General features: G+C 62.4%; 11 protein-coding genes and 2 tRNA genes. 12 read left to right on the plus strand and 1 reads right to left on the minus strand.

What is annotated here, in order from left to right:
• Positions 1-63 precede the first annotated feature (63 nt).
• Genes nudC through HNP00_RS05650 form a run of 3 tightly spaced genes read left to right on the plus strand, consistent with a single transcriptional unit; the run spans position 64 to position 3,823 of the window.
• A complete protein-coding gene (nudC, locus tag HNP00_RS05640; RefSeq protein ID WP_184736881.1) occupies positions 64-1,065 on the plus strand; it encodes an NAD(+) diphosphatase in 1,002 nt (333 codons plus the stop codon).
• Positions 1,062-3,194, plus strand: coding sequence for an ATP-dependent DNA helicase UvrD2 (locus HNP00_RS05645; protein WP_184736883.1), 2,133 nt, complete (start codon positions 1,062-1,064; stop codon positions 3,192-3,194). Before nudC ends, HNP00_RS05645 begins: the two co-directional genes overlap by 4 nt.
• Positions 3,194-3,823, plus strand: coding sequence for a M48 family metallopeptidase (locus tag HNP00_RS05650; protein WP_184736886.1), 630 nt, complete (start codon positions 3,194-3,196; stop codon positions 3,821-3,823). The genes HNP00_RS05645 and HNP00_RS05650 overlap by 1 nt, the downstream gene beginning before the upstream one ends.
• A gap of 21 nt (positions 3,824-3,844) precedes the next feature.
• Here HNP00_RS05650 and HNP00_RS05655 read toward each other — a convergent pair whose 3' ends face one another.
• On the minus strand, positions 3,845-5,260 hold the full coding sequence (locus tag HNP00_RS05655) for a zinc-dependent metalloprotease (RefSeq protein ID WP_184736888.1): 1,416 nt from the start codon (positions 5,258-5,260) through the stop codon (positions 3,845-3,847).
• A 222-nt stretch (positions 5,261-5,482) separates the two neighbouring features.
• Between HNP00_RS05655 and HNP00_RS05660 the strand changes: the two genes are divergently transcribed.
• The 9 genes from HNP00_RS05660 (at position 5,483) to HNP00_RS05700 (ending at position 14,380) form a co-directional block, all read left to right on the plus strand.
• On the plus strand, positions 5,483-6,688 hold the full coding sequence (locus HNP00_RS05660; protein WP_395893794.1) for a PDZ domain-containing protein: 1,206 nt from the start codon (positions 5,483-5,485) through the stop codon (positions 6,686-6,688).
• Between the two features lie 133 nt (positions 6,689-6,821).
• Positions 6,822-9,818 (plus strand): UPF0182 family protein, encoded by a 2,997-nt coding sequence (locus HNP00_RS05665; protein WP_184736890.1) that lies wholly within the window; start codon positions 6,822-6,824, stop codon positions 9,816-9,818.
• A gap of 243 nt (positions 9,819-10,061) precedes the next feature.
• Positions 10,062-10,135, plus strand: a tRNA-Met gene (locus HNP00_RS05670).
• A 157-nt stretch (positions 10,136-10,292) separates the two neighbouring features.
• Positions 10,293-10,369: transfer RNA gene (locus HNP00_RS05675), tRNA-Met, on the plus strand.
• Positions 10,370-10,736: 367 nt separating this feature from the next.
• On the plus strand, positions 10,737-10,982 hold the full coding sequence (locus tag HNP00_RS05680; RefSeq protein WP_184736893.1) for a hypothetical protein: 246 nt from the start codon (positions 10,737-10,739) through the stop codon (positions 10,980-10,982).
• Between the two features lie 33 nt (positions 10,983-11,015).
• Positions 11,016-11,804 (plus strand): ABC transporter ATP-binding protein, encoded by a 789-nt coding sequence (locus HNP00_RS05685; RefSeq protein WP_311770522.1) that lies wholly within the window; start codon positions 11,016-11,018, stop codon positions 11,802-11,804.
• Entirely contained in the window at positions 11,801-12,094 is a 294-nt protein-coding gene (locus HNP00_RS05690; protein WP_184736897.1) for a hypothetical protein, read from the plus strand. Before HNP00_RS05685 ends, HNP00_RS05690 begins: the two co-directional genes overlap by 4 nt.
• Positions 12,094-13,602 (plus strand): hypothetical protein, encoded by a 1,509-nt coding sequence (locus HNP00_RS05695; protein WP_184736899.1) that lies wholly within the window; start codon positions 12,094-12,096, stop codon positions 13,600-13,602. The genes HNP00_RS05690 and HNP00_RS05695 overlap by 1 nt, the downstream gene beginning before the upstream one ends.
• Positions 13,583-14,380, plus strand: a complete 798-nt coding sequence (locus tag HNP00_RS05700; protein ID WP_184736901.1) for a hypothetical protein — start codon at positions 13,583-13,585, stop codon at positions 14,378-14,380. Before HNP00_RS05695 ends, HNP00_RS05700 begins: the two co-directional genes overlap by 20 nt.
• Positions 14,381-14,427: the final 47 nt, after the last annotated feature.

Below are 14,427 nucleotides of genomic sequence, written 5' to 3' on the forward strand. Positions count from 1 at the left end.
AGGAGCGTGGATCGCAGGTGGATCCAAATGTTATTTGTCGGTGCGAGTCAGTACGGTAGGTACATGAGTTTCACCGAGTTCCAGGCGCCGGCAAACCACCTTATCGATACCGTTCTTCCGGTGCGCCCTGCCATGGTTGACCGGGGATCGGCCGAACGCATGAAGCCCGGCGTGCTTGACGAAGTGATCTCTTCGGGCGCTGCCAAGGCCATGGTGCTGTCGCAGCGCCAGGCGCTCGTGGTGGGTGAGAAGCTGTGGCTGGGTGATGCTGCGCCTCTCCTTGAAACCCTTCAAGCAGCCGGCGGACCGCTCACTGCGATTTATCTCGGCCGGACCCTTGCCCCTTCGTCCGGCCAGCCTTCGTCTGTCCCGGCGCAAACACCCATCGTCCTCTTCGTGCCGGGCGAGCCATCTGCCCCCGGAACTGCGGGTCTTCCGGCCGAAGGCACCTGGACGGGATTCCGGGAGATCGCTTCCCGCCTCGATGCCACGGATACCGCCTTGTTCGTTGAAGCGAGTGCCATTTCCAATTGGCATGCCACCCATACACACTGCCCGCAGTGCGGAACGCCTACCGTCATCGAGGCTGGGGGCTGGGTGCGTCGATGCCCGCGGGATAATTCGGAACACTACCCCAGGACAGACCCTGCCATCATCGTCACGGTGGTCGGTTCTGACGGCCGGCTGCTGCTGGGAGGAGGCGGGCCGGTAGACGCGAAGAACTACTCCACTTTGGCAGGATTTGTTGAACCGGGGGAATCACTTGAACAGGCCGTGGTGAGGGAGATCGCGGAAGAGGTAGGTGTGCGGGTCACCGCTTGCCAGTACCTCGGCTCGCAGTCGTGGCCGTTCCCGGCCTCGCTTATGCTCGGGTTCACCGCGACAACGGACGACGTCGAAGCCCGGCCCGACGGCGTCGAGGTCACCCGTGCGCGCTGGTTCAGCCGCGCGGAGCTCCAGGCAGCCGTGCTCAGTGGCGAGATTACGATCTCCACCCGGCTCTCGATTGCGCGTTCCCTGATCGAGCACTGGTACGGCGGCGTCATCGAGGACCTCCAGCAGTGACAGACGGCATCTTCGGCGACACCGTTTCACTCGAGGACCGGATTCTCGGCGGCCTCGATGCCGAGCAGCGGGAAGTCGCCAGCAACCTCAAAGGACCCATGTGCGTCCTCGCCGGCGCGGGTACAGGAAAAACCCGGGCCATCACGCACCGCATCGCTTATGGTGTCCACTCCGGGGTCTACAGCCCGCAGCGACTCCTGGCCGTCACCTTCACCTCCCGGGCCGCAGCCGAGATGCGCAGCCGGCTGCGGGATCTCGGCGTCGGAAGCGTCCAAGCACGCACCTTTCACGCCGCTGCGCTCAGGCAACTGCAGTTCTTCTGGCCGCAGGCGATCGGCGGCGTCCTGCCAAACTTGCTGGATCATAAGGCGAACATGATCGCCGAAGCGGCGCGGCGGCTCCGCCTGAGTACCGATCGCGCTTCCATCCGTGACCTTGCGGCCGAGATCGAGTGGGCCAAGGTTTCCATGCTGACGCCGGCCAACTATCTTGAGAACGCGCACGGCCGCGGCACTCCGGGAGGCTTCGACTTGACCGCGGTCGCGCGGGTCTTCCAGTCATACGAGGACGTGAAGACGGACCGCAACGTGATCGATTTCGAGGACGTCTTGTTGATCACGGTAGGCATCCTTCAGGAAGACCCGAAAGTGGCAGCCACCGTCCGTGAGCAGTACCGGCACTTTGTGGTGGACGAATACCAGGACGTTTCTCCGTTGCAACAGCGGCTCTTGGAGCTGTGGCTTGGCGGCCGCGACGAACTCTGCGTGGTGGGCGACGCCAGCCAGACCATCTACTCTTTCACGGGCGCTTCCCCAAAGCATCTCCTTGGATTCAAGGTGCAGTACCCCTCGGCGACAGTCGTGAAGCTGGTTCGTGACTACCGCTCCACGCCCCAAGTGGTGAAGCTGGCCAATGATCTCCTCGGATCCCGGCGAAGCGGTGGGATGGTGGCGGATGCTGCCTGGGCAAAGCCCCTGCAGCTGGTGGCGCAGCGTCCAACTGGACCGGAACCACGGTTCATGGAATGCCCCGATGACGAGGCAGAGGCCGCGGTGGTCGCCGGCCGGATTCGGGAACTGATCGACGCCGGCACCAAGGCGAGCGAGATCGCTGTGCTCTTCCGCACCAACGGACAGTCGGAAGCCTACGAACAAGCCCTCGCTTCGGCGGGCATCGGCTACCAACTGCGGGGCGGTGAGCGCTTCTTCGCCCGCAAGGAAGTCCGGGATGCCATCCTCCAGTTGCGCGCTGCCACGCGAGCAGTGGCCGAGGACTCCGCCAAAGAACCTCTCGGCCAACTGGTCCGGGACATCGTGGCTTCGCTCGGCTACACGGACGCTGCTCCGCACAGCGGTGGAGCCCTGCGCGAACGCTGGGAGTCATTGGCGGCCCTGGTGGCACTCGCGGACGAACTCGCCATTAGCCGCGGGCCGGAATTCACTTTGATGGAATTCGTCAACGAACTCCAGGAACGTTCCGTGGCCCAGCACGCCCCAACGGTCCAGGGCGTTACCCTCGCTTCGCTGCACGCCGCGAAGGGCCTGGAATGGGACGCCGTGTTCCTGGTGGGCTTGAGCGAGGGACTTATGCCTATTTCCTTCGCCGACACTCCCGAGAGCGTGGACGAGGAACGCCGCTTGCTGTACGTCGGGATCACCAGGGCACGCGAACACCTGACTCTGTCCTGGTCCACGGCCCGAACGCCTGGTGGCCGCGCAAACCGTAAGCCGTCGCGCTTCCTTGACGGACTGCGCCCCGATTCGGTGCTCGGGGCCAGCGCCCGCAGCCGCGCGACACCGCGGCGCAAGGCGGCAGCACCGGCGTCGTGCAGGGTGTGCGGCACCATGCTCGCCACCGGCGCTGAACGCAAAGTGGGTCGCTGCAGCCAGTGCCCGCCCACGTACGAGGAACAGACGTTCGAGGCTTTGCGGCAATGGCGCAAGGACGAGGCATTGAGCAACGAGGTTCCCGCCTATGTGGTCTTCACCGACGCGACGTTGACCGCCATCGCCGAGGCTCGGCCTGCTTCGCTTGAGGAATTGGCGAAGCTCGCGGGGGTGGGCCCTTCCAAGCTGGAAAAGTATGGCGAAGCCGTCCTGGCAGTCCTGGTCGAGAACGGGTCCGCCTAGTGGCGCAGCGCGCGGGCCAGCCCGCTTTGCCGTCGACCACCGACGACGGCGTGCCCGTCGTCGTTCGTCGCTCGGCCCGCCGCCGTCGTACTGTTGCGGCGTTCTGGGAAGACGGGAACGCGGTAGTTGCGATCCCCGCCCACTTCACGAAGGCACAAGAGGGCGAATGGGTCCGGCGGATGCTGGACAAGCTCAAGCGTCAGGGGGAGAGAGGTGCGCACGGTGCCGGCAGGAGACGTCCCGCCAGCGATGCCGCGCTTGCCAGTCATGCCGCCGGACTGTCGTCGAAATATCTGGGCGGACGTGCCAAGCCGACGTCGGTCCGCTGGGTCAACAACCAGAAGTCACGGTGGGGTTCAGCAACACCGGCGGACGGGACCATCCGCCTTTCGGACAAACTCAGGGCCATGCCGCAGTGGGTGATCGACTATGTTTTGCTCCACGAACTCGCGCACCTGCTGGTGGCTGGACACAACGCCGCGTTTTGGCGCTTGCTGGAGGCATACCCTGAGACGCAGCGGGCCAAGGCCTTCCTGGAGGGGGTCTCCTTTGCGACGTCGCGGGGGCTTGGACCGGATGCAGAAGGCGCCGACGCTCCAGCCGAGGGCTGGGACGCCGACGCCGTCTAGGCATCTGCCTGGAGTGGTTCGCTAGGGAGCGTCTCCATCTTCCGGCTTCGGAGCCTCTGGGTTGCTTTCCGTGTTTTCCTCATCCTTCGGAGCGTCGTAGCCACCCTCAAGGAGCTTCTGCAGGGCGTCGTCCACCTCAGTATCGCTCGCTTCGGCCAGGCGGCGCCGTTCGGTGAAGCCCGTGGGATCGTCCAGATCGTGGGCTGTGGGGAGCAAATCGGGGTGATGCCAGATGGCGTCACGGCCTGCGATTCCACGTTCATCCTTCAGCGCGGCCCACAGGGTGGCGGCTTCGCGCAGGCGCCGTGGGCGCAGTTCCAGTCCTACCAGTGAGGAGAACGCGTGTTCCGCGGGTCCTCCGGTGGCGCGGCGTCGACGCACCGTTTCCCGGAGTGCGACGGCGGAGGGCAGCACTTTCTCGGTAGCCGCTGCGGTGAGTTCATCCACCCAGCCCTCAACAAGCGCCAGGGCCGTTTCGAGTTTCTCCAAGGCCGCCGATTGTTCGGGGGTCCGTTCGGGCGTGAACACGCCTTGGGACAGGGCTTCTTGGATACCCTCGGGGTTGCCGGGATCGAGATCGCGGGCGAGGTCCTCGACGCGCGACATGTCGATGTGGATGCCGCGCGCATAGGCCTCGATGGCGCCGAGGAGGTGGCCCCTCAGCCAAGGAACCTGCACGAACAGGCGGGCATGCGCGGCTTCGCGGACGGCGAGGAACAGCCGGACATCGTTCTCCGGGATGCTCAGGCCTTCGCCGAATTTGGCCACATTGGCCGGTAGCAGGGCCATTTCGAGATCGGCGAGCGGAACACCGATATCGGTTGAACTGACTACCTCGGCGGACAGGGCGCCGATCGCCTGGCCCAGTTGCATGCCGAAGATGGCTCCGCCCATGTTCTGCAACATGGAGGAGGTGCCACCCATCATGGCCTTCATTTCTTCCGGCATCTGCTGGGTCAATGCGTCCGAGAGCGCGTTGGCGATGCTGTTGGCAACCGGCTCGGTGAGCCGTTTCCACGTGGCCAGGGTGGCTTCTACCCATTCGGCGCGGGACCAGGCACGGCCGATCAGGCCCGTTGCTTGAAGGTCGGTGACCTGATCCAACCAGAGTTCCGCTAGCCGTAGCGCCTCGTCGACTTCGCGGGTCTGCAGGGCGTTCACCGACGGATCCGTGCTGGCAGCGGCGACGCGGCGGGCGTTTTCGTGGGCGAGCTGCCAATTGACAGGGCCCTCGGACGTGGAGCTCATCATGGCCTGCACTTGGGCAAACATTTGTTGCAGCATATTGGGGTCGTTCGGCAGCCCCGCGGCCTTCGCCAATTCGGCGGGGTCGATGTTGCCCATGCCTTGCCCGCCCATCAGGTTCTTCAGCATTTCTGCCAGGGGATCCTGGGGTGAATCGTCTCCATTGGAGGGGGTATTGGGGTTGGAGGTCATGGTGCCGCCGATCGTCGATGTGACTGGTGATCACTTTCAAGGTACCGCGATGCCCGGGGGCTGTCTGCCTCAGGAACGCGTCGTTCGCTCTAGGCAAAGCACGCCTGGCGGGCACAGCAAGTAGGGTGGATCGTTGGTATGTTTATTGGCCTCCACCCTGAGGGGCCGAAACGGTAGCGTTAGGCACAGGTTCCTGCGCGGAGAGGCCTTTCATTGACTAGTTTGCCGAGTCCCGGAGCGTCCGGGGAACCCGGACAGCCCCTCGGCCCCTCCCGCCCGCACGAAGCCCCGACGTCGCACGACCCTTCGCAGGCGCAAGAAGCGGAATCGCGGGAGCCGGAGCAGGATCAGCCCCATGCGCCGGAGCGGTCCCGGCGGCGCGACGGTCGGTACTTCGCCATGCTGGTCTCCGGTGCCCTGACCATCGTGTTGGGAGTGGCCGCCGCTGCCCTCCCCGTTCCTTACGTGGTGGAATCGCCGGGGCCGACGTTCAACACCCTGGGCACAGACCACAACAAACCGGTCATTAGCATCACTGGCCATCAGACCTTCCCCGCCAAAGGAAACCTGGACCTGACCACCGTGTACATCAACGGTGGCCCCAATGGACCGGTGAGTATTTTCGAAGCGTTCCAGGCCTGGCTGGATGGTTCCAAAGCCGTGTACCCCGAGGAACTGCTCTACCCGAAAGGCGTCACCAAGCAGCAGTCCGAACAGGAAAGCGCGCTTGCCATGACCACCTCGCAAGAGAATGCGGTTGCTTCGGCGCTCCATGAAGAGAACATTCCGTACCAGCAGAAACTTGAAGTCGCAGGTTTGTCCGACGGCTCGGCCTCCGAAGGCAAACTCCAAACCGGAGACGTTTTTACCTCGATCAACGGCAAGGCCGTCACGTCCCTCAACGTCATCCAAACCGCACTGGCCGACGGCGCGGGCGCGCCTGCCGTCGTCGTCGTCGATCGCAAGGGCACACCGGTGACCGTGAACATCGCGCCGGGTAAAAGTTCAAACGGCCGTTACATCCTCGGAGTGATGCTGCAGTACAAGTTCACCTTCCCGTTCGACGTCAAGATCTCCTTGGACCAGGTGGGAGGACCGAGCGCCGGCATGATGTTTGCCCTGGGAATCATCGACAGCATCACTCCCGGAGACCTCACGGGTGGCAAGCATGTGGCCGGAACCGGAACGATTTCGCCCGACGGCACCGTGGGACCTATTGGCGGAATCGCCCAGAAAATGCGGGGAGCCCGTAACGGAGGCGCCACGCTTTTCCTCGCGCCGGCAGCCAATTGCGACGAAGTCGTGGGGCATATTCCGGATGGCCTGCAAGTGGTCAAAGTGGGGAACCTGGCGGAAGCAAAGTCGGCCGTGGAACGACTCGCCTCTGGACAGGACATGTCCCGGCTTTCGGCTTGCTCCAACAACTAGACTGACGATGGAACTTAGCTCCACCGCCACTCGTGGCACATATGACGGCCTCCGCCATCAGAACCAGGCACCGGGGCCGACGAACACACGCACTGATGACAATTAACTGACGACCAGCTATGAGGTACCGAGTTTGTCCCGTCCAGCCAGCACCAACCCGCCCGGAAGACCGCCGCTGAGACGGGGTGCCCTGACACCTACCCTGATCGTCGTGGCCGTCGTCGTGGTGGGATTCATCTTCTTTGCCAATGTATGGACCGACGTCCTCTGGTATCAGCAGCTGGGCTTCTTCGAAGTGTATTTCCGGGAGAATCTTTCCCGGATCCTTGTCTTCCTGGCCGGCTTCGCCTTGATGTTCGTTGGAGTCTTCTATGCGATCCGCGTCGCTTACCACGCGCGGCCCGTCTATGCCCCGGACTCCGAGGCCAGGGACAACATGAACCGGTACCAGGCCCAGCTTGAACCGGTGCGCCGTGTGGTCATGATCGGCGTCCCCGTGCTCTTCGGACTGTTTGCCGGAAGTGCTGCTGCGAGCCAATGGCAGAAAGTCCTCCTGTTCTTCAACCAGGTACCGTTCGGCCAGACTGACCCGCAGTTCGGCCTGGACATCAGCTTCTACCTCATGACTTTGCCGTTCCTTGGATTTGTCACGGGCTTCCTGATGAGCGTTGTGGTGGTTGCCGGAATCGCCGGAATCCTGACGCATTACCTTTACGGCAGCATCAGGCTCATGGAGCGCGGGATCTTCACGAGCCGCGCCGCGCAGATCCACCTGGCCGTGACCGGCGCCGTTTTCCTGCTGCTTCTTGGGGCCAACTTCTGGCTGGACGTCTACAGCACCGTTCAAAACAATGGCGGACACTGGGCGGGCGCCCTTTACACGGACGTCAACGCCGTCATCCCCACGAAGACCATCCTCGCAGTTGCCGCTGGCCTGGTGGCCGTCCTCTTCATCGTGGCCGCCGTGATCGGCCGTTGGCGCCTTCCAGTCATCGGAACTGCGATGCTGATTATCACGTCAATCCTGGCTGGCGGCGTCTACCCGTGGGTCATCCAGCAGTTCCAAGTCCGCCCCTCGGAGCAAACGCTGGAAAACAAGTACATCGATCGCAACATTGCGATGACCCGGGCTGCCTACGGTTTGGACCAGATCAAGGTTTCCCCTTACAACGCCACAACGGACGCCAAGACCGGCGCTCTTGCCAAGGATGCACAGACGGCTGCCAATATCCGTTTGCTCGACCCGAACCTTGTCTCTTCAGCGTTTTCCCAGTTGGAGCAGTACCGTCCGTATTACCAATTCCCCAAGGCCTTGAACGTTGACAGGTACACGGTGAACGGCAAGACCCAGGACACCGTGATTGCTGTCCGCGAATTGAACCAGGACGGGCTGAACGCCAGCCAGCAAACCTGGGTCAACCGGCACATCGTCTACACGCACGGTTACGGCGTAGTGGCCGCCAAGGGCAATACGTTCACGGTCGACGGCAAGCCGGACTTCCTGCTGTCCGGTATTCCGTCAATGGGTACCCTCGGCAGCGATACGAGCTACCAGCCCCGTATCTACTTCGGCGAAGATTCGCCGGACTACTCGGTGGTCGGCGCCCCGGACGGCGCCCAGCACCGTGAACAGGACCGTCCGGCCGGCAAGGACACTTCGACTGAAACGCAGTACACGTTCACCGGCAACGGTGGCCCGAATGTAGGCAATTGGTTCAACCGCCTTCTGTACTCCATCAAGTTCCAGTCCTCGGATCTGTTGCTGTCTGACGGCGTCAACGAGAAGTCCCAGATCCTCTATGACCGCACTCCGCGTGAACGCGTGGAAAAGGTTGCTCCCTACCTGACCGTGGACGGCAGCGCCTATCCCGCAGTGGTCGATGGCCGTGTGAAATGGATCGTGGACGGTTACACCACCAGCCAGTATTTCCCGTACTCCCAGCAGCAGCAGTTGCAGAACGCTACGGCTGACTCGCAGACGACCTCTGGACGCACTGCCGCCCTGCCGAACAGCACCGTCAACTACATCAGGAACTCGGTCAAGGCCACTGTTGACGCCTACGACGGATCGGTGACCTTGTACGCCTGGGATGACCAGGACCCCATCCTGAAAGCATGGGAGAAGATCTTCCCGAGCACCATCAAGCCGTACTCGGAAATGTCGGGACAACTGATGAGCCACGTCCGCTACCCGGAAGACTTGTTCAAAGTCCAGCGTGAACTGCTTGGGCGTTACCACGTCACCAACGCGGACAGCTTCTACCAGAACAACGATGCGTGGAGCGTTCCGAACGATCCCACGGTCACGGATCCCGTCCGGCAGCCTCCGTTCTACATGTCCCTGCAGATGCCCGATCAGACCAAGCCGGCCTTCCAGCTGACGTCGTCATTCATCCCGCAGGTAGTCAACGGGAACGCCCGGAACATCCTGTATGGCTTCTTGGCAGCGGATTCCGACGCCGGTAGCCAGAAAGGGGTGAAGGCTGACACCTACGGGCAGCTGCGCTTGCTGCAGTTGCCCACGGACACCCAGGTTCCAGGACCAGGCCAGGCCCAGAACAAGTTCAACTCCGATCCTGAAGTGTCGCGGGAACTCAACCTGCTGAGACAAGGCGCCTCGGACGTGCTCAACGGCAACCTTTTGACATTGCCAGTGGGCGGGGGCCTGCTCTATGTCCAGCCGGTGTATCTGAAATCGACGGGTGAGACCTCATATCCGACGCTTCAGAGGGTGCTGGTGGCCTTCGGTGACAAGGTCGGCTTTGCTCCGACGCTCGACGCCGCGTTGAAGATCCTGTTCGGGGGCGACTCCGGGGCCTCAGCGGGGGACTCGGCCAACAACGGCCAGACGCCCACCACTCCGGGGGCTAGCACTCCACCGGCCACCGCGGATGCCCAGGCCCAGCTGAAGGCTGCACTGGATGAAGCCAACAAGGCAATCCAGGACGGCCAGGCTGCGCTGGCCAAGGGTGACTTCGCCGGCTACGGCGCACAGCAGAACATTCTGTCCGCCGCACTGAAGAAGGCGCTCGACGCCGAATCCCGGCTCGGTGTTACCCCGGCGCCGTCGGCCAGCGCGACGCCGTCACCGTCGCCGTCGTCGACGTCGTCACCCTCGCCGAGCAAGTAGGCGATCTCCAGCTGGCTGATGTCTGCCTAGCTGGGGGAGCGTTAGAAAACCGGGCCAGCCCAGACAAGGGCTGGCCCGGTTTTCCCTTTTGTTCTGGGGGCCTGGCCGCTTGTTCTGGTGGCGTCGCCGAGATGCTCGGTCCGGTTTGGTGCCGCCGGCGGACCGCCGGCGGGTCAGGGAGACGGAGGTCACGTCGTTTGGATTTGGCCTGACATTCACCGGCAGGTAAAGTAGTTCTTGCGACGCGGGGTGGAGCAGTTCGGTAGCTCGCTGGGCTCATAACCCAGAGGTCACAGGTTCAAATCCTGTCCCCGCAACTGGAGAAAAGATCCGGCACAGTGGAAACACTGTGCCGGATCTTTTTGTTTTTCGCCGCTTCCGTGGGGTGGAATGCGGGGTATTCGTCAACGTGCCGCAGCCCATACCTGAGTGGTCGGGGGCACCCCTGAATGTGGGGTAGAGTTGATTCTGCGACGCGGGGTGGAGCAGTTCGGTAGCTCGCTGGGCTCATAACCCAGAGGTCACAGGTTCAAATCCTGTCCCCGCAACCAAATACACAAAAGAGTCCGCCCATGAGGGCGGACTCTTTTGTTTTGCCTCGCTGGCTACGGCCGAAAAGCGCCTGCTCCATCGTGCAGTAGCGGTAGCGGCGACGGTAGCGCCGAGCCCGGCAAGAGGTCTTGGCCAAGGTCCTGGTGGCCATGCCAGTTGAACCATTCGCAACGGGGCTTACACCTAGACGGGTGGCGAACCACACCTAGATTGCCGAAAAATTCACCTGTTTCGGGCAAAACTGCACGGGGATTGGCCCCTTCCACCACCTAGAGACGAAAAAGCCGGGCTATTTTCTTGGCGGGGGAACAAAGATTCATCGCTGGACTTTCCCCTCCGCCAGTTCAAGAAAATAGGAGGAAATCGATGCAAAAACTCTCAACGCTATTGCTTACGGCTCCGTTGCTCATGCGGCAACAGGCTGCGGATTCGATGGGACGGCGCCAGAATGACGCCGTCTGGTTCCTGATCATTATCCCGATTGCCGCCATCATCTTCATGGGGCTGGTCGCCGCCTGGTTCTGGTATTGCCAGCAGCGCGGAGCCTGGCCGGCAATGGACATGCCGAGCTGGGAATCCGGGGGAACCTGGAAGCTTTACTGCCGGGCCTAGATCAACGCAACAGTGAATGAACCATTGAAATCTGTGCATTTCACCTGCAGGGTCGAGGAGCTCGGAAAGGACTATGGAACGGTACAAGCCGTGCGGGACATCTCGTTCGAGCTGGTACCCGGAGAAGTCTTCGGCCTCCTCGGCCCAAACGGGTCCGGTAAATCCACCACACTCCACATCCTCACGGGTCTGCTGGAAGCGAGCAGGGGCAGTGTTGAAGTCAACGGCGTCCCCATCGAGGACAAGGAATCCCGGCAAGTCATCGGGTTCGCACCCGATGACTTGCCGTTGCCTTTGTCCTTGACTGGCACTGAATACCTGGATTTTCATCATCGGCTCCGGAAGCGTGACGATCGGGACGTTGCCGCCCAGTTGGCCGATGCGCTCGGCCTCGAGGAGGCTCTTGGACGATCCATCAGCGGATATTCGCATGGCATGAAGCGGAAGCTGCAGTTGATCGCCGCCGTCATGCATTCCCCGGAACTCCTCATCCTCGACGAACCGTTCCGCGGGCTCGACCCGGAAGCGGCAGCCGTGCTTCGAGATTTGCTGGGGATGTTCGCCGGGGCCGGTGGCTCCGTACTGATCGCCACACACGACATGCTGCGGGCCGAGCTCGACTGTGACAGGGTGATGATCCTTCACAACGGGGAGCAGGCGGCATTGGGCAGCCCCTCCGGTCTTCGGGAAGCCTACGGAGGGCTCGCATCGCTTGAAGCAGTCTTCCTTCAGGCAACGAAACTTGACGAGTTCCAGGCGCAGCGCCGGGAACAACTACAGGCGGCGCTCCGCGTTGACCGGCTCGAGGAGGGACCTCAATGAACAAGACGTCGAAAATTGTTGGCGCAGCCCTAGGCGGAGTGGCCGGGGGAATGGCCCTGGCGTTCATTCTGTGCGTGGCCACGAGCGTGATCGCCATTTCGACGGGCTCCCCGGCGACCCTGCCAGGTCTATTCAGTGCGACCGCTGGAACCGAAAACGGGGCACTGGCCCTGGAATTCCAGCCCAACTTCGCCGGAATCGTCGTGGTCATCGCGTTGTCGGTGCTTGTTAGTGTGGTGATGGCAGTGCGAAGCGGCAACGCATCGCCGGGACCCTCAGGACACAACTAGTGGGTGCTGCAGCAACGGTCGCCCGCACCGCGCTCACAGCGTGGACGCGAGAGACGGCGGGACAGCTTCGGCTCTCCGTAACTGCGATCAGGGCTTTCACCTTGACTGCGGTTGCCACCGCCTTGGCCTTCGGTACGATGCTGGCTTTGATGATTGGGGGAACGGAAGGAACACAACGGATCACGCTCGCCCCGGGATCGCTTTCCTTCATGCTGGGCGGCTCATTCCTGACGATCGCGTTTCTCACCGCTTTGTTCTCGATACTCGGCCCGTCCCGGAGCTCCCTCGCGACTGTGCTGGAGATGCTCCCGGTTTCTCGGCGGGCTGTCTTCGCAGGGCTGCAGATCCCTGTACTGGCTTTGTCTTACATTTTGGCTTTCAGTCTCTGCATCCCTTCACTCGCCGCGCTTTGGCGCAGCAGTGTTGACTGGTGGGCCGCTGCTGTCGCGTCAATTCTTCTTGTCGTCTTCCTTGCCTCCACTCAGCTGCTGGTCTTGGCCCTGTTCCGAACCCTTGGTTACGGTTACAGACGTTGGCTTCGGCTACCGCGCTACTATGCCTTGACCTTCGCCGGGGTCTCTTGTTTCATCATCAGCACACTGCTCGTCTGGACTGATGTCCTGCCGCTGCCGGAAAGCATGGCCGATGCGGTCGAAGGTCCGCGCAACTTAGCAATGCACCGTGTCTGGGGCCGCGCACTGGCACCGTTGTGGACCGGCGCCCCTGCTCCGTGGCTAGACATCGCGACGGGCGCGGCGTGGCTGGCGATTCCCCTGGGTCTGATGTTCCTTGTGGCCCGAGTGGACATCGACAACCAAGAGGACGTGACGCTCCGGCTGTTCGCCAACATCCCGCTTCCCCGGAACAGGATGCTGGCTGCCGCGTACGTCGACGGGATGCAGCTATTGCGCAGCCATCAGTTCACGGTGCTGGTACTCCTGCTGGTGATCGGGCTAGTCGGTGTCATTGCGTTATCCGGCCACCCTGAGTTCGGATTCCTCGCAGCGGCAATAGCACCAAGCTTGGCTGTGGCCCCTTGTGTCGTCGGCATGCAATCCTACGGGCTGACAAGCAGGACCCATTGGGTCCAACGTCATCTCACTGGACGCGCAACTGCCTGGGTTGCCCCCAAACTCATTGCCTGCGCAATGATCTCGTTGGCGATTGGCGTTGTCTTCGCGGGGTCGCTGTTCGCTGCGGGTCTCCTGACCGCGGATCACTGGCCCCGACTTATCCCTGATGCCATTCTGGCCTGGGTCTCGGCCATGATTGGCGGAGTGCTGGTGCCTTTCAGCCGCGAGCAGCCATTGGCCAGCGGTGCCACTGGCTTCACGGTTTTCCTGCTTTACGGTGCGTCATCTTCAGCAGCACGCTGGACGGGGACGGAACTTGGGAAGCTATTTGGCGATGTCCGCTATCTCGGCGAGGTCCTATCCAGCTCGGTCTTGGCTGCCCTCCTCGCCGGGGTCCTTGGTTTGGTCGTGGTCCGTGTTTCCAAAAGTGGTTGACGGCGCAGCCAGACGGACCGAGCTTCATCCGATCGACGGTGTTGTTCTGCAGAATGGGAAGTGGAACTTCACTCCGCTGGGGATGTCCATCCCCGCCCCGCCGCAGTTCCTCACCCGGGAGAGCAGCCCCGAAGCCTTGATAGTCGCGCGCGAGTCCCTCGACTCCGGGCTGGCGTCAGCGCGACACGTTGGACACCGTGGTCTCCTGAACAAATTGCTGCATCCTGATTCACTGCCCGCTACTGAGTCGGACGCTGTGCTGCCCGGCATGGCGCGTTCCCAGACCCAGGTTCTGGCGATGATGCTCAGAACCCTGGGGTGGCCCGTTGCCTTCAGCGCTGCAACTTGGTGGGTCATGGAGGCCGTTGGCCTGCGTATCTTTGCGTTGCTCAGCTCGTTGGCCTTCCTCATCTTGGTCTCCCTGATCCTGCACGAACTAGGACACCTCGGGGTCTTCAGGCTCTTCGCACCGTCGGGGCCGGCTCTGTTCACCGCCCGTTCAGGGAGGTTCCGGCTCGTCAGGTGCGGCCTGCCGAAGCATCAGGACCTTGCCGTCACCTTTGCTGGTCCCGTCGCTCCGTTCCTCCTGCCCGGGTTGCTCTTTCCTTTCCAGGTTTGGCTGCCCCTCCTGTTTTGGACTTCATTGGTGGTGGCTGGATCGCATCTTGCTTTGCTGCTTCGCAATGACGGCGACGGCGGGATGCTCCGCATGGCCTTGAGGCAAGATCGAAACGGACCCAACTCTCAATCGGCGGCCCCGCACCCTGACGCTCGTTGAAGTGTTCACAGCGGACTGAAACGTCCAACTGAACTAAGCCATCCTGC

It is taken from the genome of Arthrobacter sp. AZCC_0090 (assembly GCF_014207375.1).
Classification (GTDB): Bacteria; Actinomycetota; Actinomycetes; order Actinomycetales; family Micrococcaceae; genus Arthrobacter.